The sequence below is a fragment of the Confluentibacter sediminis genome (assembly GCF_003258355.1).
Lineage (GTDB): Bacteria > Bacteroidota > Bacteroidia > Flavobacteriales > Flavobacteriaceae > Confluentibacter > Confluentibacter sediminis.
Map to the genome: position 1 here is coordinate 14,579 of NZ_QKPO01000005.1, position 21,680 is coordinate 36,258.

Below are 21,680 nucleotides of genomic sequence, written 5' to 3' on the forward strand. Positions count from 1 at the left end.
AAAAACATTCTTTTTTTATACTTTTGAAGAAACATATTATAACTTCATGAAAGATATTCAATCATACATCAACGAGCATAAAGATAGATTTTTAAATGAACTTATAGAACTTCTTAAAATACCTTCTATAAGTGCGGACTCAGCCTATAAAGCCGACATATTAAAAACGGCAGAAACCGTAAAAACCAGTTTAGAAAAGGCGGGTTGCGATAGGGTTAAAATCTGCCAAACAGATGGGAATCCTATAGTGTATGGTGAAAAAATTATTGATAAAGCACTGCCAACGGTTTTAGTTTACGGACATTACGATGTACAACCAGCTGACCCCATTGATTTATGGGATTCGCCTCCTTTTGAGCCTGTAATAAAGAAAACGGAATTACATCCTCATGGTGCTATTTTTGGCAGAGGCTCCTGCGACGATAAAGGACAGATGTATATGCATGTGAAAGCATTGGAGTTTATGACCAGCACCAACCAATTGCCTTGCAACGTTAAATTCATGATTGAGGGCGAAGAAGAAGTGGGGAGTCCGAATCTGTCCATCTTTGTCAAGAATAATCAGGAAAAACTTAAAAACGATGTCATTCTTATTTCCGACACAGGCATGATTGCGAATGATGTCCCGTCCATCACGACGGGGTTACGCGGACTTAGTTACGTAGAAGTGGAAGTAACAGGACCTAACAGAGATTTACATTCAGGATTGTATGGTGGTGCAGTGGCAAACCCAATCAATATCTTAACAAAAATGATTGCATCGCTGCATGATGACAATAACCACATAACCATTCCGGGCTTTTATGACAAAGTTGAAGAACTCTCCAAAGAAGAACGTGCGGAAATGGCAAAAGCCCCTTTCAATTTAGAAAATTATAAAAAAGCCTTGAATATCGAAGCCGTTTATGGAGAAACTGGCTATGCCACCAACGAACGTAATTCCATTCGTCCAACTTTAGATGTGAATGGGATATGGGGCGGTTATATAGGCGAAGGTGCTAAAACGGTGATAGCTAGTAAAGCTTATGCCAAAATATCCATGCGTTTGGTACCTCATCAAGATTGGAAAGAAATCACCGAACTTTTCACAAAACATTTTACAAGCATCGCTCCAAAAGGAGTGACTGTTAAAGTAAAGCCGCATCATGGTGGACAAGGTTATGTAACGCCAATTGATGGCATTGAGTACCAAGCAGCCAGTAAAGCTTATGAAGACACTTTTGGCAAAGTCCCAATTCCTCAACGTAGTGGTGGCAGCATTCCCATTGTCTCTCTTTTTGAACAAGAACTAAAAAGTAAAACCATTTTAATGGGCTTTGGCTTGGATAGTGATGCCATTCACTCCCCTAACGAACATTTCGGCATTTTTAATTTTTTAAAAGGTATTGAAACCATTCCGTTGTTTTATAAATATTTTACGGAGCTTTCTAAATAAACTAAAAATGTTACTTACTCAAGAATATCAAGACAATTGGAGTTTTAGCAAAAAAGTGTTTTTTAAAATTGTATTTTCTTATTTTGTTCTTTACTTAACATTAAGATTTTTTGGTAATTTCTTGGAAGTACCATTTAAATGGATTGGCAAGAATATCTTAGGAATATCTTACAACTATAATGTGAGTGGTTTTGGGAGTGGTGACCATACATTTGCTTATATTACACTTTTCGTCAATGCAACTCTTTGTCTTTTTATTTCCTTTTTGTGGATATTATTAGACAAGAAAAGAACAAATTACAACAAACCCTTATATTGGTTGATTGTTGTTCTAAGAGTCTTCTTAATATTATCTATGTTTTCCTATGGTTTCGCAAAAATAATACAGTCACAATTCCCTTATCCTTCGTTAGCAAGAATGTTAGAACCTTTAGGGAATTTTTCCCCTATGGGACTTGCTTGGACTTATTTAGGATACTCAAAAGGATATAATCTTTTTATGGGCATTATGGAAATCTCGGGTGGTTTACTATTAATTCCAAGAAGAACATCTACTCTAGGTGCGTTTATAACTATGGGAGTTATGATGCATGTTGTTGTTATGAATTTTACTTACGACATTCCTGTTAAGTTATTTTCAACACACTTAACAATAATGGCATTATTTATTTTTAGTACAGATATTAAAAGGTTTATTAATGTTTTTATTAAAAATAAACCAACAAACTCATACAATTATTACAATCCAATTAAAAACCATACGTATCATAAAATTATCTTATGGATTAAAATTGTCTTAGTAATTTTATTCTTCGGTTTCTCCCTTATGCAAGGAAGAGACAGAGGAAAAAGTAAAGGTAATAAAACTCCACTTTATGGGATTTGGGAAGTTGAAGAATACATTAAAGAAGGTGACACACTTCAACCACTAATTACAGACACTGAAAGATGGCGATATTTGATTATTGAAAACAATCACCGTGCTACAATAAAAACCATGAATGATTCATATATGCCCTATAGGATTGAAATTGATACAACTTCTAAGAAAGCAATGATTTCAGTTGGCATTACTAAATCTAAAACTTATAATCTAAAATACAACCTATTGAATAATGAAACTTTAATTCTTGAAGGCAACCTCAATTTTAATGACATAGTCATAAAACTAAAAAGAAAAGAATTACTGTTAGATTCAAGAGAATTTAATTGGATTAATGAGACCCCTTATAACCGTTAAATGAAAAACCAACACACCAAAAACCTTATTTTTCTTTTAATAGCAACGCTTTTTGGCAGCACCTCTGGTCCCCTAGGTAAGTTTATAGATTTAGATCCACCAGTTATTATTTGGTGCCGTTGTGTTTTAGGCGGTATCTTTTTGTTTGCTTTTTGCTACTTTAAGAAGGTTAATTTAAAGATTTTATCAAAAAGAGATTTTTTAACCATATTACTAAGCGCTTTGTTTTTTGGCGCCCATTGGATTACTTATTTCTATGCGCTTAAATTATCAAACGTTGCTATTGGGATGTTATCGTTGTTCTCTTATCCTATGATAACCGCTCTTATTGAACCTTTGTTCATTAAAGTGAAATTTGACCCCATGTACATTGTTTTGAGCATTATAGTATTATTGGGGCTTTATATTTTAGCACCTGAATTCAGTCTTGAAAATTCTTATGTAGAAGCTATTATTTTTGGAGTGATATCGGCATTACTATATTCATTACGTAACATCATTTCCAAAAAATTAATAACTCGCTATACAGGCATGAGCATTATGTTTTATCAATTGGTTATACTAAGTGTGGTATTGTTACCTGCTGCTTTTTTGTTTGATATCTCAAATATTTCAACTGAATTTCCATACATCATCGCTCTAGGTTTATTAACAACCGCCATTGGGCATACCATGTTGGTAAGTAGCTTTAAACATTTTTCGGTAAGCACCGCCAGCATAATCAGTAGCACACAACCTATTTTTGGGATTATCTTGGCTTTTATTTTTCTAAATGAAATCCCTAATTTAAACACATTCCTTGGAGGCTCTTTAATCTTGGCAACTGTTGTTATTGAGAGTGTTCGCTCGCGTAAAAAATCCTAATTAATATTTCTATATTTTAAAAATGTCAATTCGAGTGAATTACACACATTTTTCATGTGTGTAATTTGTATCGAGAATCATTCTTTTTAGATTTTCAAATAGTTCTCGATACCATTCTCCTGCTTCTAATATCGAATTGACACACTACTATTTATGTTTTTTAACTCTACACTTGTAGAATTAAAATATTTGTTCTATGTTTGTAGAACATAATCTAATCTTGTAGAAAATGCAATTATCAAAAACCGAAGAAGATTTAATGAACTACCTCTGGAAGCTAGAGAAAGCGTTTATGAAAGATTTACTCGATGCCTACCCAGAACCTAAACCAGCAACTACAACCGTCGCAACGCTTTTAAAACGTATGACCCATAAGGGTTTTGTTGCTTATAATTTATTCGGAAACTCCAGAGAATACTACCCGTTGGTTAAAAAAAAGGATTATTTCTCTAAACATGTAAACGGTCTCATCAAAAACTTTTTTAATGATAGTGCCTCGCAGTTCGCCTCGTTTTTTACCAAAGAAACCAATTTAACCAAAGAAGAATTGGAAGATTTAAAAACACTCATAGATAAGGAACTTAAAAATAAATAGCTATGGGATTCTATATTTTAAAATCGGGCATCTGTTTGGCAATCTTTTATGGCTTTTATAAGCTGGTTTTAGAAAAAGAAAGCTTTCATGTTTTTAAGCGTTTTTATTTATTGCTTTCGGTAGTTATAGCATTTGTAATCCCATTAATAACCTTTATAAAATATATAGAAGTTATTCCTCAAGAAGTACCTTTAGTTTTCCCTGAATCAATTATAACAAACTCAGTAATAAAGGCTGAACCAATAAACTATACTTCTATGATGTTATGGAGCATCTATGGTTTGGGTGTGTTACTTTTTAGTTTTAAGTTTTTTAAAAATTTATCAGGACTAATCACTAAAATAAAACGAAACCCGAAATTTAAAAACCAACGTTTCATTAATGTGTTGCTGCAAGATTTAGTCATTCCCCATACCTTTTTTGATTACATTTTTTTAAACAAGCAAAAGTTTGAATCGCATCAAATCCCTAAAGAAGTGTTGTTACATGAAGAAACCCATGCTAAACAAAAACATAGTTTGGATGTGTTGTTTATTGAACTATTACACATTCTATTTTGGTTCAATCCATTTATTCATTTTATAAAACGCAGCATTAAATTAAACCATGAGTTTTTAGCAGACCAAGCTGTTATAAATAATGGTATTATACCTTCAACATATCAACAAATGTTATTGACATTCTCATCAAATGCTTTAGAACCTCAATTGGCAAACGCCATCAATTATTCATCCATCAAAAAACGATTTACAGTTATGAAAACACACACATCCCAACAAGCTATTTGGCTCCGAAGCCTCATTTTATTACCATTACTTGCTATATTGATTTATAGTTTTAGTGAAAAGAAAGTTGTTGAAAAGCCCTTTATTGTTCAACAAAACGTCACCAGCAGTGGTGTAACCGAAGCGATGATGGAAGAATATCGAGACTTCATCAAAGACTTTGAAAATTCAAATAAGATAATTTATCCTAAATATTTAAGGGCTGTTGCTATTTATGATTTAATGACAGATGAACAACGCCATTCAGTTAAAAAATATCCAAAAGATATAATTTCTAATTTATCCAATGTAAAACCAAAAACTCCTACTGAAACTGAATTTAATTCATGGAAAAACTCCAACAAATTTGCTATTTGGATTGATGGAACCCATGTAAAAAATTCAGAACTAGACAATTACAAAGTATCTGATATTAAATATTTTACAACTAGTTTTGTTTATAATAATGCTAGAAGCGTAAAGTTTTCTCAATCTTATCAAAATCATTTGTATACTCAAAAAGGATTTGAAACTACGTTTACTAATTCAAAAAAAAATCATTCTGCTTTAGAACAAATTAAAAAGGAATTGAAAGCAGAAAGTTCTAAAACCCAACAAAGAGCAACTCAAGATACTGTAGAAGAATACAAGAAAAAATACAATGAATTAGAAGTGCTAAAAAAAATACCTCCTCATTATATAAACAAAACAAAAACAGAACAAGAAAAAATGAATGCCTTGTTTTCAGATTTAGGTGGTATGTATTTTAAAATGTCTAGCACTAATAGACAACTTGTTTCAAGACCAGAAGCTCCTATTTTGCCTTACGCGAAGTTGATAAGAGATGGAAAAATAGAATACAAAAAAATTAGTGATTTGACCGAGGAAGACAAAAAATTACTTCCACCACCTCCACCTCCACCAATTGAAACAGCTTTACCACAAAATCCTTCAAAAGAATTATTGCAAGCCAAGAAAAAATTTGTAGAAAAAGCTGATGCTTATGGAGACGCTATGCAGGTTTATTTTAAAGAGAAAAAAGGAGATCTTAACGATTTAAAAACTCAGTACAAAGAAGTTATGGAACTCTATAACGTATATACGGCTTTAGCCAGAAAAGAAAATGTGTTGCCTCCACCTCCACCGCCGCCAGCAAAAAAGTAAACAAAACATACATGATTAAAACAGCCAAGTTTAAACTTGGCTGTTTTTTTTTATCAATTTATGTAACAAAATGATTAAGATAACGTTCTAATAGTCAACCTGTCCTGAGCTTAGTCGAAGGGTCAATCAAATAGCATACGTTATGTTAAAGCAATTCTTCATTATTTGCTCTGGTGCAGATACCGACATTTTAGAAAACTGTTCTAAAGGGGAACAAAATAAATACGCTGGTATTGGAGCCACCGTGTTCTTTACAGCCGTTATGGCTTTTATAGCATCTAGTTATGCGCTTTATACCGTTTTCGATAATTTGTATACCTCCATATTCTTCGGACTTATTTGGGGATTCCTCATTTTTAATTTAGACCGCTATATCGTTTCCACTATTAAAAAAACCGGACACTTTATTGACGAATTTATTCAAGCAACACCTCGAATTATATTGGCAGTTATCATAGCAATCGTTATTTCAAAACCATTAGAACTTAAAATTTTTGAAAAAGAAATTAACCAGGTGTTATTGGAACAAAAAAATGATTTAACACTTGCCAATAAAACACAAATAGCAGAACAATTTAATCCTAGTATAAACAGTTTAGCCGAAAATAATAAAGCTTTGCAAAAACAAATCGATGACAAAGAAGCCGAAGTAAACGCATTATACAATACTTATATCGCAGAAGCAGAAGGAACCGCTGGTACCAAACTTTTAGGCAAAGGTCCTGTTTATAAAGAAAAACGTGATAAACATGATGATTTGTTGGCGGAATTGCAACAACTAAAAGCAGAGAATAAAGAAAAGATTTTAGCTAATGACACCCAAATAGCCCATTTAAAAGGCAGTTATGACACCGAGGTTGAGAAAACACAACCCATCATCAATAATTTTGACGGTTTAATGGCTCGTGTTAATGCTTTAGGTGAGCTGCCTTGGCTACCTTCGTTTTTTATATTTCTGCTGTTTCTGGCCATTGAAACATCTCCTATACTCGCAAAATTATTATCCCCAAAAAGTGCTTACGACTATAAATTAGAAGACCAGGAAGCTACTTTAAAAACAACCATTCTTCAAAATAAAAACCAAAGAGAGGCTTTACTTAAAACGGACTTTGCCATTAATGACCGTATTTACAACGACATTGAACATGAAGATGAATTATACTCTTATAAACGCAAAAAAGCCAGAGAACTTATGCAGCTACAAGCTGATGCATTCTTTAAACAACAAAAAAATGTTTTATAATTAAGCGGCTTTCCCAGATTTAAAATAATCATATAAATCTTTGCACCCCAAACCAACAATAGCGAATTTTTTGTTTTTAGCTATAGCCTCATCATGAAGTCTTGCAATGGCATTAACTCCATATCTGTCTATGCTTTCTAAATCTTCTATGCTAATAGTAACAGTGTTAGATTTTTCAAAAATATTTTTGAATGCTTGCTGAAACATATATACATTATTCCTGTTTAAAATTCCTTTTAAACTATAAAAATTATTGCAGTTACTAATTGTTAGGTCCATACACATAAATTTATATTATATAAATATTTATAATTATTAATCCATTGATTACCATATTAATATACAACTAAAAATAAACTTAGTTGCATTTTATCGATAAAGCGGAAAATACTTTAGTTAAAAAAATTAAACTTGTCAAATAAATCGATATATCACTTCTTTAAAAGTTTGATTTTGCTATTTTTACTTCACAAATTTTATATGCATGATGAAGAAGCTTTTACTATTACTTTTTATTTTATCGTTACATAACGTTACTGCACAAACCTCCGAGAAAGAAGACAAAAAAGATATTCTTGCTGTTTTAAAAGCTCAAAGACTAGCTTGGTCTGATGATGATATGGAAGGTTTTATGGAAGCCTATTGGAAAAGTGATTCACTTAAGTTTTATGGTCCTAATGGTATTACACAAGGTTGGGACAACACCTTTGAAAAATATAGAAGGAGTTATCCTGATAAAGATCACACAGGTATCTTAAGCTTTAAAATAAACGATGTTTCCAAAATCAGTGAAAACAATTATTACGTTTTAGGCGAATACCATTTAAAACGCAATGTTGGAAATGCAGATGGTTTTTTTATGCTATTATTTAGGAAAATAGAAACCGATTGGAAAATTATTGTCGATACGTCTTACTAATATTAATTTACAGAAGGACAATTACAATCGTATTTTTCTCTTTTACAATTAAAGTTATATCCAAGTGTTATTTGATGAAATCCACCATTGGTAAATACCACTGAATTTGTTTGATAAGTATATGTATAGGCAACCATAAACTGGTTATAATTAACCCCAAGAATAGGTGTTATGTTTTGTAGTTTTTGGCTATTTATAGCTCCTGAATTTGTTAAATATTGAGCACCATCCAAACTTTGTCTGTAAGACAAACCTCCCCAAATACTTCCAAATTCCATTTGTTTATATGCTTTAGCATTAATATCTATGGAAGATTCTTTAGTACCTTCTTTATATTGATACATCAATGAAGGCTCGTAAGTCCAATCACTTCCATAAGCTCCAAAAACATAACCAGCAGAAAACAAATAACGCCTCAGATTGCTTGTAATTTCAATATCATTATTAACACCAGAATTTTTTAACATATTTTTTACTGTGCCATGCAAATAAAAGTCTAAATAGTTATAAGAAAAGCCAAAGTCCATGTTAAGGTTTGTTTTGCTTTCTACATTTCCACTAATTAGAATATCGTAACCATCTTGAGGAAAAGACGTTTCATCTAACTTATACTGAATAAAACCAACACTTAATCCAAAAGACAACTGATTTAAATCTAATTCAGACCTCGAAAACATTATGTGATGCGCATACGTTACATAAGCACCACTTTGCGAATGGTAACCGTTTTTATCTGTATATAAAATACCTCCGATTGCAGAAGGCGAATCCCCTATTCTACCATTCATACTTAAGGTTAAAAGCTTAGGAGCATCTTCATGTCCAAACCATTGTTGGCGTGCTGTTAGGCGAACCTTAGCACAATTTGCAGCTCCTGCCATGGATGGATGGATTAAATAATAATTATCAGTTAAATAGTCGGCATAAATAGGCAATCCTTCTTGAGCCTTTGCTATAAGCATACTCAAAAATCCTAGTACCAAAACAAAACAATATTTCAACTTCATAAACTATCACTTAGTAGGTTTTACATTAAATTCAATGTTTTGATTACCAATAAATTAAAACATTGAATTTAATGTGTTTTCATATTTTCAAAAGAGCAACAAAAACCAAATATATATATAACTATAGTTTTCTTTTAGTATTTTTACAAAAAAAAGCTAAAATGAACACTTTTAACGTTTCAATACAAAAAACCACGAATAAAGCCATTATAAAATTTGAAGTTAATCAGTTTATAACCAAAAACCAAAGTTTTGAGTTTAATAATATTGATGAAGCTAAGCCTTCTCCATTAGCGCAACAATTATTTTATTTACCCTTTGTAAAAAAAGTATATATTTCAGGAAACTTTATTGCTGTTGAGCGTTACAATATTGTTGAATGGGAAGATGTACAAGATGAAATGGCTGAACAAATAACGAATTATTTAAATGAAGGAGGCATTGTTATTGAAGATACGGCTGTTTCTAAAAAAGTACCAGTTACGGTTTATGCGGAAAGCACACCGAACCCTTCTGTGATGAAGTTTGTCGCAAATAAAAAATTAGTAACGGCTTTATTTGAATTTACTTCAATCGATGAAGCTAAACTATCTCCTTTAGCCACAGAATTGTTTTATTTTCCATTTGTAAAAAATATATTCCTTGATGAAAATTATATTTCCATTACCAAATATGACATCGCCGAATGGCAAGACATTACCGTACAACTTCGTGAATTTATAAGGAGTTATATTGAAAATGGAAAAGATATAGTGTTGCCTGGTGCTACTGAAAATTTAAAAAAATCCACAAAACAAGTAGATGATTATTTTGAATCGCTTGATGACACCTCAAAAGAGATTATAAACATACTTGAAGAATATGTAAAACCCGCTGTCGCCAGTGATGGTGGAAATATTCAGTTCATTTCTTATGATGACGTTACTAAAAACGTGAGCGTATTGCTTCAAGGTGCTTGTAGTGGTTGTCCATCCTCAACCTATACATTAAAAAGTGGCATTGAAAATATGCTGAAAGAAATGCTAAAAGGCAAAGTTGAAACTGTGGAAGCCATTAATGGTTAAACATTATAAATGATTATAGAATTTAAATGTCCGCCATGAGGACGTTTTTTTTATTCATTATTTACTTACTTTTATATCATGCAAAAACTTTTTTACATCTTATTAATTTCAACTATTCCCCTCCTTAGTTGTAAAAGTCAAACTTCAGAAGACATGACACATCCATATACGAATGATCTTATAAACGAAACAAGTCCGTATCTTCTACAACACGCCCACAACCCGGTAAACTGGAATGCTTGGAACGATAAAACATTGGCAAAAGCAAAATCTGAGAATAAGTTATTATTAATAAGTGTAGGATATGCAGCCTGTCATTGGTGCCATGTTATGGAACATGAAAGTTTTGAAGATAGTTTGGTAGCGCAAGTCATGAATAAAAATTTCATCAATGTAAAAGTTGATAGAGAGGAACGCCCCGATGTGGATCAAATTTATATGAATGCGGTACAATTAATGACCGGTAGTGGTGGCTGGCCTTTAAATGTAATAGCATTACCCGATGGTAGACCAGTCTGGGGAGGCACCTATTTTAAAAAAGACCAGTGGATTGACATTTTAAATCAGATTTCTAAACTGTATTCTGAAAACCCTAATAAACTTTATGAATATGCCGAGAAATTATCTAAAGGTATCAAATCTCTAGATGTTGTAAATTTAAATACCGATGAGCCCATTTTTGAAGCGTCTTATATAAATGATGCACTTAAAAATTGGGAGAAAAATTTTGACTATCATGACGGGGGCACCAAGCAAACACAGAAATTTATGATGCCAAACAACTATCATTTTTTGTTAAGAAATGCTTATCAAAATAATGATACAGATTTACAGGAATTTGTGAATTTAACGCTTACTAAAATGGCATATGGAGGTGTTTACGATCATATTGGCGGCGGCTTTTCAAGATATTCGGTAGATGAAAAATGGCATATCCCTCATTTTGAAAAAATGCTTTATGACAATGCACAATTGGTTAGTTTATATGCTGATGCTTACCTCATCACAAAAAATGAACTTTATAAAACTGTCATTGAAGAAACCTTAGATTATATAAAAAATGATATGACTGCGAGCAACGGTGCTTTCTATTCCTCTCTGGATGCAGACAGTAATAATCCAGAAGGGAAATTAGAAGAAGGTGCTTTTTATGTTTGGACCAAAGAGGAGTTAAAAACACTCATTAAAGAAGATTTTGATGTGTTTTCAGATTATTACAATATCAATAATTACGGACTCTGGGAACATGATAATTATGTGTTAATCCGAAAAGATGATGATCCCTCCATTATTAAAAAGCATCATTTAACGGACAATCAATTATCTGAAAAGAAACAGCATTGGAAAAGCATCCTTTTAACTGTTCGAAATAAAAGACCTAAACCTAGACTTGATGATAAAACGCTGACCTCGTGGAACGCTTTAATGCTAAAAGGTTACACAGACGCTTATAGGGTTTTAGGCACTAAAGCCTATTTAGAAGCTGCTGAAAAAAATGCGAATTTCATCATCAACACCCAATTACGACAAGATGGTGGTTTAAACCATAATTATAAAGACGGCAAAAGCACTATAAATGGTTATTTAGAAGATTATGCGGCTACTATCGATGCCTTTATTTCACTTTATGAAAACACATTAAACGAAACATACTTAACCACTGCACGAGATTTAGCTAATTATACATTTGACCATTTTTTTGATGACTCTAGTAAAATGTTTTATTTCACTTCAAACAGTGATGCCTCATTGGTTTCTAGAAGTATTGAATATAGAGACAATGTGATTCCTGCCAGCAATTCTATGATGGCTAAAAACCTATTTAAATTATCTCATTATTTCGATAATGAACATTTTTCAAAAACGGCGATGACGATGTTAAATAATGTAAAACCAGAAATGAAAGAATACCCATCTGGATATTCCAATTGGTTCGATTTAATGTTGAATTATGCCAATTCATTTTATGAAGTTGCTATTGTTGGAAAAGATGCTAGACAAAAATTAGCCGATTTAAACACGCATTATGTGCCCAATAAATTAATTGCCGCAAGCACTACAGAAAACAATATGCCTTTATTGGAAAGCAGATATAACCCACAACAAACGCTTATTTATGTTTGTGTAAACAAAGCTTGCAAATTACCTGTCGCAGATGTAAATAAAGCTTTAGAATTCTTAAAAGAATGAATTTTTTAAGTATCATAATAATAGCATTTGTCGCTGTAGAACATGTCTTTTTTTTAATATTAGAAATGTTTTTTTGGACGAAACCTAAAGGTATGAAGGCGTTTGGCTTAAAATCAAAACAATTTGCCGAAGACACCGAAGTATTAGCGGCCAACCAAGGTTTATATAACGGCTTTTTAGCTGCTAGTTTACTATTTTCAATCATAGAAAACGATATAAAGATTGCCTTGTTCTTTCTTACTTTTGTGACTATTGCCGGTATTTATGGAGCCTATTCCACTAAACAAATTAAACTGTTTTACATTCAATCTATTCCTGCAATTCTTGGTCTCATTTCTACAATTGTTAACGTTTTTTAACTTTTACCTTATTGTTTTTTTTATAATAAAATTGTATAATGTATACTTGTAATAACTATAAAAAAACTTATGAATTTAGAAAATATTGATGCAGAAAAATGGATTGAATTAGCTACAACTTACGGACTAAGAATTCTTGGAGCTATTGCTATTTGGATTATTGGTTCTTGGCTTATTAAAAAGGTTCTTAATACAGCTCGTAAGATAATGACCAAAAGCGACTATGATATCAGCCTTCAAAAGTTCTTGATAAACCTATTTAATTGGGCATTAAAAATACTTCTCATTATTACACTTTTAGGCACATTAGGTGTCCCAACAACCTCATTTGCAGCGGTTATTGCAGCGGCAGGTTTAGCGATTGGTTTGGCACTTCAAGGTTCCTTAGGGAATTTTGCTGGTGGTGTATTGATCATGATTTTTAAACCTTTTAAAATAGGTGATGTCATTGAGGCACAAGGCGAAATAGGCTCTGTAAAACAAATTGAAATATTTACCACCAAACTTATAGGGCTTTCAAATAAAGAAATAATAATACCAAATGGTGCCTTATCAAACGGAAATATTGTTAATTACACGACTGAGGGAACACGACGTGTCGATTTGGTTTTTGGGGTTGGATACGATTCTGATATAAAAAAAACAAAAGAAGTGTTAATGGATGTTCTAAAAAACAATCCGAAAATTTTAGACACCCCAGAACCTACCGTAAATGTTTTGGAATTAGCAAATAGTTCAGTAAACTTTGCCGTGAGACCTTGGTGCAATGCTGCCGATTATTGGAGTGTTTATTTTGAAGTTACCGAAAGTACTAAAGAAGCCCTTGATGCTGCCGGTATAGAAATACCATATCCTCACCAAGTTGAAATACACAAAAACGCTTAAGATTTAGATTTTAAAGCTATAAAATCTTTTAAATAATAAGGTTCAAAATAAGCGACATCTTCAAAGTCGCTTATTTTGTATTTGTTAAATGCCAACATACTCATTTCATTAGCAGATGGCAACTTATTATCCTTAAAATTGGCATTGGTATGATGAATTAATTCTTTTGTTTTCTCAACACCATTACCTATAAAATAGACCTGTGCTTCATTTAAATATTCCGTAAATGAGTATTCATCTAAAATCTGTGCTTGCGTTTCTCTTACTATCTTATAATTTGAATCGAATATAGCAGAATAGACTTCCATACGCCTAGCATCGAGCATAGGGATTATAAAACCCTCATCAATTTTTAATTGATAGGCTAAAGCCTCAAGAGTTGATATAGCAATAAGCGGCTTGTTTAAAGCAAAACAAAGCCCTTTTGCTGCAGAAACACCAATACGAAGCCCCGTATAAGACCCAGGCCCCTTACTAACCGCTATAGCATCTATATCGTTTAAGGTTGCTTCTGATTCTTTTAAAACAGTATCAATAAACACATGTAAACTTTCGGCATGCGAATAATTCTTGTTATTATCTTCTTTCAGATAAATAGTTTTCCCATTTTCTGAAACGGATACCGAACAATTAGTTGTAGCTGTTTCTATATTAAGTATTAATGCCAAATTAATCTAAGGTTATTCTTTTTCCCATGTAAAAATCTAAAACTTTTGTTTTAAAAACAAAATCGTATTTAGCATTTATTAAAGACGATTGTGCATTAATATATCTGATACGTGATTGTTCTAATTCAAAAGAATTCATAGCTCCAATATTAAAACGTTCTTGGGAATTTTCAAATGATAATTTTTGAGATTCTAACGATTTTTTAGCTGCTTCAAAGGTTTTAAAAGCCGCTTGGGCATCTGTATAAGCTCGTTGTATATTAGATTCTAAACTTAATTTAGCTTGATCCAAATCTAGCTTGGCATTTTCTTCTCTTACTTTAGATTTAGCAACGGCTGTTTTATTCTGAAATTGGGAAAATATAGGAATATTTACACTTAAATTAAAACTATGTCCTTTATTGTCTTCTAATTGCCTAAAAAAGGCATCTTCATTAGTGCTTAAGTTTGTGAAAAACACATTCGTTCCAAAACTATAGCCAAAATTTACACTTGGCAAATAACCACTTTTAGAAATTTTAGTGCTTAATTCTGAATTCTCAATATTTTTTTCTGCAATTTTAATTTCATTTCTATTCTCCAACGCATATTTTAATATAGGAGTGACGTCATTATATAATAAAGCTTCCGAAGGGCTATCTACTTCAATAATGGAAACATCAAAACCTTCAAAAGGCACTTGTAATAATTGTGATAAAGATAATAATGAGAGTGTGTAATTATTCTGCGCTATAGTAACGGCTTGTTCATCGTTTGCTAAAGTAGCTTCTGCATCATAAATATTCACCCTAGGTTGTTTGCCTGAATCTACTAAATCATTAACTTGTTGTAATTGTTTTTTAGAAAAATCATATTGGGCCTTTGCCGTTTCTAATTGTTCTTTATTAAACAACACATTTAAATATGAGTTGGCAACATTTAACGAAATATCATCCTTAATTCTATTTAACTCTAACTGACTTGTTTCTAAATTTAGCTGTGATTGTTTATATAAATAAGTATTTCTAAATCCATTAAAAACATTTTCAGAAACTCTTACTCCAAAATTGGTAGAGTTACTCGTTCTATTTACAAAAGACCCTTCAAATAATTGACTTTGTCCTAAGCTAATACCATGGGAAGCACTACCAGAAACAGATGGTAAAAAACCACCTTTTGCAGCAATAATATCTTGATCATTTGTAAGTAAAGTGTTCTCTGCTTTTTTTATTGTAATATTATTCTCTAAAGCATAAGTCACACATTCTTGTAGTGTCCATTTTTTTTGTGAAAAACACAATGCACTAACAAAGAAAATAGACACTATAAAACTATTTTTTATCTTTTTCATAATCAATTAATTATTTCGTCTTCTTTGGTTATCTTCATCATCATCTTTAGAAGCTTTATTCCAAACTTTTATTTTGTCTCCTTTTTCAATACCATCTAGAATTTCAACATTAATACCATCTGAAATTCCTAATTTCACGTCTTTCTTCTTGAATTTTCCTTCGCCTGTCTGGATTTCAACAAAAGGTTTATCTGTAATTCTATCGAATTGAAGCAAAGATTCTTTAATAGCAAAAATATTTTCTTTTCCTTCTAAATCTATCTCGGCATTGGCACTATAACCTGCTCTAATATTTGTACCTGCATCAATATTTACATCTGCTTTAATAGTAAACTGCACAGCACCATTTTCTTCAACCCCTTTTGGAGCGACAAAGGTTAATTTTGCAGGAAACTCTTTAGCATTTATAGCCCCAAGAACAACTTTAATGTCTTTACCTTCTTTTAATTTACCAACTTCCGCTTCATCTACTTTTCCTTCGAAAATCATAAAACTCATATCTGCTATAGTAGCAATGGTTGTTCCATCATTAAAATTATTACTTTCAATAACTTGATCTCCTTCTCTAACAGGTATCTCTAATATGGTTCCTGCAATTTGAGCTGTTATACTTGTATTTGCCGAACTTCCCCCAGAAATAGAACCCTTTTTTATAATTTGATAATCATTTTGAGATTGGCCTAAAGATTCTTTAGCTTGATTAAAACTAAGTTCAGTATTTTCAAAATCCTGTTTTGAAATGACACCTTTATCAAATAATGCTTTATCTCTGTCGTATTGAATTTTAGCATTATCAAATGATAATTTAGAAGTTGCTATTCTACTTTGAGCCTGTACCAAAGATTGTTCATTAGGAACCACTCTAATAGTAGCTATTAAATCACCTTTTTTAACGATATCTCCTTCTTCAACAAAAATCTTATCAATAATTCCAGAAATTTGCGGTTTTAACTCCACTTCTTCTTCTGGATTTAGTTTTCCTGTAGCTACAGCTTTTGTTTTGATTGTTGTATAAAAAGGCTCTTCAACTTTAAAATCCTCAATGGCTTTAGAATTGGAATCCATAAAATACTTTAGTACAAATATTAATAATAACACTGCAACTAATCCTAAAATAATTTTTACTGTTTTGTTCATTTTTTTGATTGTTTATTCTTCTCTTAATGCTTCTATTGGTTTTATGCTTGTAGCTTTAAATGCTGGTATTAATCCTATTAACGTCCCTAAAATCACTAATAATAAAAGGGCTATAAAGACAACGGCTATTGATACAGATGCATTTACTATGACGGCGTCATCTCCCTGTCCGAATGCGGCATCTAACCCTATTAAAATCCAGCCACCTGAAATGATTCCAAACAAACCAGCTATTAATGTTAAAAATACGGCTTCTACTACAATCTGTCTTTTTATTTCAAATGGTGTTGCCCCTAATGCTCGGCGTACACCTATTTCTTTAGTACGTTCTCTTACAGTGATTAACAAGATATTACCAATTGCAAATACGCCTGCTATTAAAGTAGCCACACCTACAAACCATGTTAAAAACTGCATTCCCGTTAAAAATCCTGTTACTCTACCAATCTCCTTTGCGGCATTTGCACTTCGTAATGCCGTATTGTCGTTTGGATTGACATCATTCAGGTTTTTCAACAATAGCTTGGCATCTTTTTCTATTTGCACAATATCATATCCTGGCTTTCCAGTTATGGTCATCCATCCAATTTGGTCTCCTGTGTTATAAATCTGCTGAAAAGTAGTAAATGGTATATGCATATCAATTCGAGGCCCCATACTTATGTTTGAAACTTCAAATACACCAATAACTTTAAAATTGATATTATTTATTTGAATGTATTGACCGATAGCCTTTTCATCTTTTTCGAAAATCTGTTTATAAACGTCTTCGGATAAAACAACTACTTTTTTCCTGTCGCTAATATCACTTTGGTTAATGAACCGACCATGTATAAGTTTTTTCTTTTCAACTTTATCAAGTAATGGATAATCACCTCCTAAAGAAAACGTACCTGAAAGAAAATTTCTAACTACCGTAGCTTGATTTTGGTTTCTTGGAACAACAAATTCGATACCATTAACATTTTCTTCAACTTTTTGCGCATCTGTCAACGAAAGCCTCACTCGTCGTCCTTCTTGAAACCCTTTAAAAGGTTTGCTTGTATTTTGAGACCAGATAAAGACACTATTGGTTGCAAAATCACCAAATAATCTGTTAAACGAATTTTCCAAACCTCTGGCAGAACCTAACAATCCTATTAGCAATAAAATACCCCACCACACACCTACCATAGTAAGTATAGACCTTAATTTGTTCTTATTAAAGCTATCAAAAACTTCTTGCCAAGTATCTCTATCAAATAAAAATTTAAACATATTAATCGTTTCTTAAGGCTACTATAGGTTTAATTTGTGATGCTTTTTTTGCAGGCAAATAACCTGCTAATGCACCTGCTAGTATAAGAGTTAAAGTAGCACCAATCACAAGGCTGTTACTCACACCTGGGTTTTTAATAAAATAAACTTCTAAGCTAGGCCCAACAAGCTCTAGAACCCCCACACCAATTAATAGACCAACATAACCCGCTATTGCGGTAATAAGTATTGATTCAATTAATATAATGGATATAATAGATTTAGGTGTGGCACCTAAAGCTTTTCTGATACCAATTTCTTTGGTCCGTTCTTTTACTATAAAAATCATAATATTACTGATCCCAACAATACCTGCTATAAGGGTTCCAAAACCAATTACTAAAATAATAACTGTTAACCCACCCGTCATTTGGTCTACGGTTTTGGTTGCTTCAGCCATATTAAATACCCTAATCCCTCTTTGGTCATCATTAGCAACAGAAAATCTGCTTTTTAATTTTCTTGTTAGTAAATTACTAAAGCCTAATGCTTGGTCATAATTTAAATCTGGACTGTAGGTCAGGTTAATTTGGTCAATGTAATCATTGTTGCCGTATATATGCTGCGCTGTTGTTATAGGAATATAAATAATACTTTCTTCATTATCGCCCCCTTCATCTGAAAAAACTCCAACAACTTTATATTGTATTCCATCAAGATTTAAATATTTACCTATAGCAGATTCTTGTATGAATAAATCTTTCTCTACTAATCTTCCAATTACTATTACTTTTGACTTATTATCTAAATCGTTTTGATTTATGTAACGCCCCTCTTTTATTTCGTTTTTTTCAACAAATTGATAATCTGGATAAACAGCAATAAGGCTATAGCTGTTTTTCTCGGTTTTATATGCAGCATTTACATTTTTGTAAACCCTTGAGGATATAAATTCTATTTTATCACCATACTCTTCTTTAATATATTTATAATCTTCATTTTTAAATTGGATTTGTCTTCCCGCCTGGTAGCCTTCATTAGCCTTAGAAGTCTTACCAGACATAATAAAAATAGAATTGGCAGCAGTATCAACAAATTCTTCTTTGAAAGTATTTTGTAGACCATTAGCAATACCAAAAAGTATAGTAAATAATAAAATAGCGAATGCTACAGTAAAACCAGATAACAAACTTCTAGTTCTGTTTTTATTGATACTTTGAAAAATTTCCCTCCAGAGATCTAAATCAAACATATTGTTCTGCTCTTACTTGGTTGACTTTTTTATCTTCTATAATTATGCCATCGCGTAAGCGTACAATACGTTTACACATATTCGCTATATCTTCTTCGTGAGTTACCATTAATATGGTTTTGCCTTCATCATTTAACTGCTGAATAAACGCCATGATTTCATGTGAAGTTGTGGTGTCTAAAGCTCCTGTTGGCTCATCTGCCAATAATAATTTCGGGTTTGCCGCCAAAGCTCTAGCGATAGCGACACGTTGTTTTTGTCCACCAGAAAGTTCTTTTGGTAAATGATGTGCCCAATTTGCCAAACCTACTTTTTCTAAATGGAACATAGCCAATTCTTGACGTTCTTTGCGTTTCATACCTTGGTAATATAAGGGCAATGCTACATTTTCAAGTGCATTTTTATAATTTATGAGATTGAAAGACTGAAAAATAAATCCTAAAAATTTATTTCTATAAACAGCAGCTTTTTTCTCGGTAAGATTTTTTATTGGTAGATTATCTAGTATATATTCACCTGAATCGGCTTCATCCAGCATACCTATAATGTTTAACAATGTAGATTTACCAGACCCTGAGGATCCCATTATGGCTACCATTTCCCCATTTTCAACAGATAGGTTTATACCTTTTAAAACGTGCAAACTGGTATCTCCTATGGGATAGGATTTATTTAGATTTTTTATTTGTAACATTTCTTGATTGGTTAATGTAACTTACAATTATCAATTAGACTCAAAATACAAAGAAAAGTTACATTGAATTCAGAAAAAAAATTTATTATTTATTTAACTTTGAGTCTGTTCTGTTAAATTTCCTGTAAATAAAATATCCTAAACCTCCTATTAGGATGTATGGGATCGCCATAAGGTATACAATACCATCATTGATTCCTTGAGCGGCACCTTGTCCTTCTTCGCTTTCCAATACGGCTCGACACATAGCACATTGAGCATTTGTTTCTATAAAAAACAAAAAAGATAAGAGACAAAAGACTATTTTGGTTTTCATGTTATGTATGAATTGTTTCGTTTCTCAAAATCATGCTACACATAATATGGTGAAATCATAACATAAACAATAACACCAGTAACAGCCACATATAACCACAATGGAAATGTGATTTTTGCAATTTTTTTATGTCTTTCAATATTATTTGTAATGGCTCTTACATAAGTAATAAGTACAAATGGAATGATTATAATAGATAATAATATGTGTGTTATAAGAATAAAATAATAGATATATTTAATAGCACCTTCGCCACCAAATTTTGTAGAATCGCTTGTCATATGATAAGCCACGTACATAACCAAAAACACTACTGAACACCAAATAGCTGTCGTCATTAAATTTTCATGCAGCACTATATTCTTGTTTTTAATGGCTATAAAAGCTACAATTAAAATAATAGCAGTTAATCCATTTATAGTTGCATAAATAGGTGGTAAAAACGAAAGTGGCTCCACATTAGGTATTTTCACTCCAAATAAAATAGCTACAACTATCGGAATAACGACCGATAAAACAACTATTAATTTGTTGTATTTTTTTTCATCCAACATATTTTCAGAATCATTCATTAAGTAATTTTTTAATGTCTTCTTTTAATGCGCTAATTTCTTCTTTTGATCCGTCATCATCTAATTTTTCTTCTTCTGAAACAATGCCTTTATAATAAATTATAGGATTTCCGAATTCATCTTTCCTAGAGCGAATAAAGCCATTTTTATCAATTAAAGCAAAATTTCCTGAATGCTCAAAACCTCCGGCCACATCTTCTTCTTCAGCAGTATACAAATTAAATCCTTCATTAGATAATTTATAAATAGTATTCATATCTCCAGTCATTAAATGCCAGTTTGGATTAGTAATCCCATATTTTTTAGCATATTCTTTCAAAACGGCTGGCGTATCATGTTCTGGATTAATGGTAAAAGAAGCGACTCCAAAGTTTTCAAAATCTTTAAATTCATTTTGAATTTGGACTAAATTCGAATTCATTCTAGGGCAAATAGTTGGACATGTTGTAAAAAAGAATTCCACAACATACACTTTACCTTCATAATCTTTATTGGTTATTAATTTACCATCTTGGTCTATAAAGGAAAATGAAGGCACTTTTTTTGGTTCATCATTAATTTCAATAAACGCCAAATCTGATTTTGATTTCTTCTCTCCAAGTTTTTGGTCAGTTCTCCCTTCATTTCTAGAAACATCATCATGTGTAATTCTATCTACAATTTTTGGAATAAAATAAATACCGAATACTAAAATAATAAAAGCAATACCTATATATGAATAATTCGTTTTTTTGTTCATATTGTTT

At 31.9% G+C, this 21,680-nt stretch carries 22 protein-coding genes; 11 read left to right on the forward strand and 11 right to left on the reverse strand.

The window, feature by feature from the left end; all coding sequences use genetic code 11:
- The first annotated feature begins 46 nt into the window (after nt 1-46).
- From DKT72_RS05085 to DKT72_RS05110, 6 genes are all read left to right on the forward strand, one after another.
- On the forward strand, nt 47-1,435 hold the full coding sequence (locus DKT72_RS05085) for a dipeptidase (protein ID WP_111307654.1): 1,389 nt from the start codon (nt 47-49) through the stop codon (nt 1,433-1,435).
- Nucleotides 1,436-1,442: 7 nt separating this feature from the next.
- Nucleotides 1,443-2,675 carry a hypothetical protein gene (locus tag DKT72_RS05090; RefSeq protein ID WP_111307655.1) on the forward strand — a complete coding sequence of 411 codons (1,233 nt, stop codon included), beginning with the start codon at nt 1,443-1,445 and terminating at the stop codon, nt 2,673-2,675.
- Entirely contained in the window at nt 2,676-3,539 is an 864-nt protein-coding gene (locus DKT72_RS05095; protein WP_111307656.1) for a DMT family transporter, read from the forward strand. It begins immediately after the preceding gene.
- Between the two features lie 229 nt (nt 3,540-3,768).
- Entirely contained in the window at nt 3,769-4,134 is a 366-nt protein-coding gene (locus DKT72_RS05100) for a BlaI/MecI/CopY family transcriptional regulator (RefSeq protein WP_111307657.1), read from the forward strand.
- Nucleotides 4,135-4,136: 2 nt separating this feature from the next.
- Nucleotides 4,137-6,062: a M56 family metallopeptidase gene (locus tag DKT72_RS05105; RefSeq protein ID WP_111307658.1), complete on the forward strand. Its 1,926-nt coding sequence runs from the start codon at nt 4,137-4,139 to the stop codon at nt 6,060-6,062.
- Nucleotides 6,063-6,204: 142 nt separating this feature from the next.
- Entirely contained in the window at nt 6,205-7,305 is a 1,101-nt protein-coding gene (locus DKT72_RS05110; RefSeq protein ID WP_111307659.1) for a DUF4407 domain-containing protein, read from the forward strand.
- Here the strand turns inward: DKT72_RS05110 and DKT72_RS05115 are convergent, their stop codons facing one another.
- Nucleotides 7,306-7,584 (reverse strand): STAS domain-containing protein, encoded by a 279-nt coding sequence (locus tag DKT72_RS05115; RefSeq protein ID WP_111307660.1) that lies wholly within the window; start codon nt 7,582-7,584, stop codon nt 7,306-7,308.
- A gap of 205 nt (nt 7,585-7,789) precedes the next feature.
- Between DKT72_RS05115 and DKT72_RS05120 the strand changes: the two genes are divergently transcribed.
- Nucleotides 7,790-8,224 (forward strand): Cif family virulence factor, encoded by a 435-nt coding sequence (locus DKT72_RS05120; protein ID WP_235841620.1) that lies wholly within the window; start codon nt 7,790-7,792, stop codon nt 8,222-8,224.
- Between the two features lie 2 nt (nt 8,225-8,226).
- Here DKT72_RS05120 and DKT72_RS05125 read toward each other — a convergent pair whose 3' ends face one another.
- Nucleotides 8,227-9,231, reverse strand: a complete 1,005-nt coding sequence (locus DKT72_RS05125) for a PorP/SprF family type IX secretion system membrane protein (RefSeq protein WP_111307661.1) — start codon at nt 9,229-9,231, stop codon at nt 8,227-8,229.
- A 161-nt stretch (nt 9,232-9,392) separates the two neighbouring features.
- On the opposite strand from DKT72_RS05125, the gene DKT72_RS05130 reads away from it, so the two are divergent.
- From DKT72_RS05130 to DKT72_RS05145, 4 genes are all read left to right on the forward strand, one after another.
- Nucleotides 9,393-10,295, forward strand: a complete 903-nt coding sequence (locus DKT72_RS05130) for a NifU family protein (RefSeq protein WP_111307855.1) — start codon at nt 9,393-9,395, stop codon at nt 10,293-10,295.
- A 153-nt stretch (nt 10,296-10,448) separates the two neighbouring features.
- Nucleotides 10,449-12,485 carry a thioredoxin domain-containing protein gene (locus DKT72_RS05135; RefSeq protein ID WP_111307856.1) on the forward strand — a complete coding sequence of 679 codons (2,037 nt, stop codon included), beginning with the start codon at nt 10,449-10,451 and terminating at the stop codon, nt 12,483-12,485.
- On the forward strand, nt 12,482-12,844 hold the full coding sequence (locus DKT72_RS05140) for a DUF1304 domain-containing protein (protein WP_111307662.1): 363 nt from the start codon (nt 12,482-12,484) through the stop codon (nt 12,842-12,844). Before DKT72_RS05135 ends, DKT72_RS05140 begins: the two co-directional genes overlap by 4 nt.
- A 69-nt stretch (nt 12,845-12,913) precedes the next feature.
- The gene (locus DKT72_RS05145) at nt 12,914-13,729 is read left to right on the forward strand and encodes a mechanosensitive ion channel family protein (protein ID WP_111307663.1); all 816 of its coding nucleotides are present in this window, start codon (nt 12,914-12,916) and stop codon (nt 13,727-13,729) included.
- Here DKT72_RS05145 and tsaB read toward each other — a convergent pair.
- From tsaB to DKT72_RS05190, 9 genes are all read right to left on the reverse strand, one after another.
- Entirely contained in the window at nt 13,726-14,397 is a 672-nt protein-coding gene (gene tsaB / locus DKT72_RS05150) for a tRNA (adenosine(37)-N6)-threonylcarbamoyltransferase complex dimerization subunit type 1 TsaB (RefSeq protein WP_111307664.1), read from the reverse strand. The genes DKT72_RS05145 and tsaB overlap by 4 nt on opposite strands.
- A gap of 1 nt (nt 14,398) precedes the next feature.
- Nucleotides 14,399-15,727 (reverse strand): TolC family protein, encoded by a 1,329-nt coding sequence (locus DKT72_RS05155; protein ID WP_111307665.1) that lies wholly within the window; start codon nt 15,725-15,727, stop codon nt 14,399-14,401.
- A gap of 6 nt (nt 15,728-15,733) precedes the next feature.
- Nucleotides 15,734-16,864, reverse strand: a complete 1,131-nt coding sequence (locus DKT72_RS05160) for an efflux RND transporter periplasmic adaptor subunit (protein WP_111307666.1) — start codon at nt 16,862-16,864, stop codon at nt 15,734-15,736.
- Between the two features lie 12 nt (nt 16,865-16,876).
- Nucleotides 16,877-18,121 (reverse strand): ABC transporter permease, encoded by a 1,245-nt coding sequence (locus DKT72_RS05165; RefSeq protein ID WP_111307667.1) that lies wholly within the window; start codon nt 18,119-18,121, stop codon nt 16,877-16,879.
- 1 nt (nt 18,122) lies between these two features.
- Nucleotides 18,123-19,352 (reverse strand): ABC transporter permease, encoded by a 1,230-nt coding sequence (locus DKT72_RS05170; RefSeq protein WP_111307668.1) that lies wholly within the window; start codon nt 19,350-19,352, stop codon nt 18,123-18,125.
- The gene (locus tag DKT72_RS05175; RefSeq protein ID WP_111307669.1) at nt 19,345-20,046 is read right to left on the reverse strand and encodes an ABC transporter ATP-binding protein; all 702 of its coding nucleotides are present in this window, start codon (nt 20,044-20,046) and stop codon (nt 19,345-19,347) included. Before DKT72_RS05175 ends, DKT72_RS05170 begins: the two co-directional genes overlap by 8 nt.
- Nucleotides 20,047-20,131: 85 nt before the next feature.
- A complete protein-coding gene (locus tag DKT72_RS05180; RefSeq protein ID WP_111307670.1) occupies nt 20,132-20,362 on the reverse strand; it encodes a hypothetical protein in 231 nt (76 codons plus the stop codon).
- Between the two features lie 35 nt (nt 20,363-20,397).
- Entirely contained in the window at nt 20,398-20,934 is a 537-nt protein-coding gene (locus DKT72_RS05185) for a DUF420 domain-containing protein (RefSeq protein WP_111307671.1), read from the reverse strand.
- On the reverse strand, nt 20,927-21,673 hold the full coding sequence (locus DKT72_RS05190) for an SCO family protein (RefSeq protein ID WP_111307672.1): 747 nt from the start codon (nt 21,671-21,673) through the stop codon (nt 20,927-20,929). Before DKT72_RS05190 ends, DKT72_RS05185 begins: the two co-directional genes overlap by 8 nt.
- Nucleotides 21,674-21,680 lie beyond the last annotated feature (7 nt).

What these genes read in the sequence shown, in the direction of transcription:
- DKT72_RS05165 (WP_111307667.1), bottom strand. Translation starts at nt 18,121, where the DNA reads ATGTTTAAATTTTTATTTGATAGAGATACTTGGCAAGAAGTTTTTGAT.
- DKT72_RS05140 (WP_111307662.1), top strand. Translation starts at nt 12,482, where the DNA reads ATGAATTTTTTAAGTATCATAATAATAGCATTTGTCGCTGTAGAACAT.
- DKT72_RS05170 (WP_111307668.1), bottom strand. Translation starts at nt 19,352, where the DNA reads ATGTTTGATTTAGATCTCTGGAGGGAAATTTTTCAAAGTATCAATAAA.
- DKT72_RS05120 (WP_235841620.1), top strand. Translation starts at nt 7,790, where the DNA reads ATGATGAAGAAGCTTTTACTATTACTTTTTATTTTATCGTTACATAAC.
- DKT72_RS05100 (WP_111307657.1), top strand. Translation starts at nt 3,769, where the DNA reads ATGCAATTATCAAAAACCGAAGAAGATTTAATGAACTACCTCTGGAAG.
- DKT72_RS05185 (WP_111307671.1), bottom strand. Translation starts at nt 20,934, where the DNA reads ATGAATGATTCTGAAAATATGTTGGATGAAAAAAAATACAACAAATTA.
- DKT72_RS05110 (WP_111307659.1), top strand. Translation starts at nt 6,205, where the DNA reads ATGTTAAAGCAATTCTTCATTATTTGCTCTGGTGCAGATACCGACATT.
- DKT72_RS05090 (WP_111307655.1), top strand. Translation starts at nt 1,443, where the DNA reads ATGTTACTTACTCAAGAATATCAAGACAATTGGAGTTTTAGCAAAAAA.
- DKT72_RS05175 (WP_111307669.1), bottom strand. Translation starts at nt 20,046, where the DNA reads ATGTTACAAATAAAAAATCTAAATAAATCCTATCCCATAGGAGATACC.
- DKT72_RS05130 (WP_111307855.1), top strand. Translation starts at nt 9,393, where the DNA reads ATGAACACTTTTAACGTTTCAATACAAAAAACCACGAATAAAGCCATT.
- DKT72_RS05145 (WP_111307663.1), top strand. Translation starts at nt 12,914, where the DNA reads ATGAATTTAGAAAATATTGATGCAGAAAAATGGATTGAATTAGCTACA.
- DKT72_RS05135 (WP_111307856.1), top strand. Translation starts at nt 10,449, where the DNA reads ATGACACATCCATATACGAATGATCTTATAAACGAAACAAGTCCGTAT.
- DKT72_RS05125 (WP_111307661.1), bottom strand. Translation starts at nt 9,231, where the DNA reads ATGAAGTTGAAATATTGTTTTGTTTTGGTACTAGGATTTTTGAGTATG.
- DKT72_RS05105 (WP_111307658.1), top strand. Translation starts at nt 4,137, where the DNA reads ATGGGATTCTATATTTTAAAATCGGGCATCTGTTTGGCAATCTTTTAT.
- DKT72_RS05155 (WP_111307665.1), bottom strand. Translation starts at nt 15,727, where the DNA reads ATGAAAAAGATAAAAAATAGTTTTATAGTGTCTATTTTCTTTGTTAGT.
- DKT72_RS05190 (WP_111307672.1), bottom strand. Translation starts at nt 21,673, where the DNA reads ATGAACAAAAAAACGAATTATTCATATATAGGTATTGCTTTTATTATT.
- DKT72_RS05085 (WP_111307654.1), top strand. Translation starts at nt 47, where the DNA reads ATGAAAGATATTCAATCATACATCAACGAGCATAAAGATAGATTTTTA.
- DKT72_RS05115 (WP_111307660.1), bottom strand. Translation starts at nt 7,584, where the DNA reads ATGGACCTAACAATTAGTAACTGCAATAATTTTTATAGTTTAAAAGGA.
- DKT72_RS05180 (WP_111307670.1), bottom strand. Translation starts at nt 20,362, where the DNA reads ATGAAAACCAAAATAGTCTTTTGTCTCTTATCTTTTTTGTTTTTTATA.
- DKT72_RS05160 (WP_111307666.1), bottom strand. Translation starts at nt 16,864, where the DNA reads ATGAACAAAACAGTAAAAATTATTTTAGGATTAGTTGCAGTGTTATTA.
- DKT72_RS05095 (WP_111307656.1), top strand. Translation starts at nt 2,676, where the DNA reads ATGAAAAACCAACACACCAAAAACCTTATTTTTCTTTTAATAGCAACG.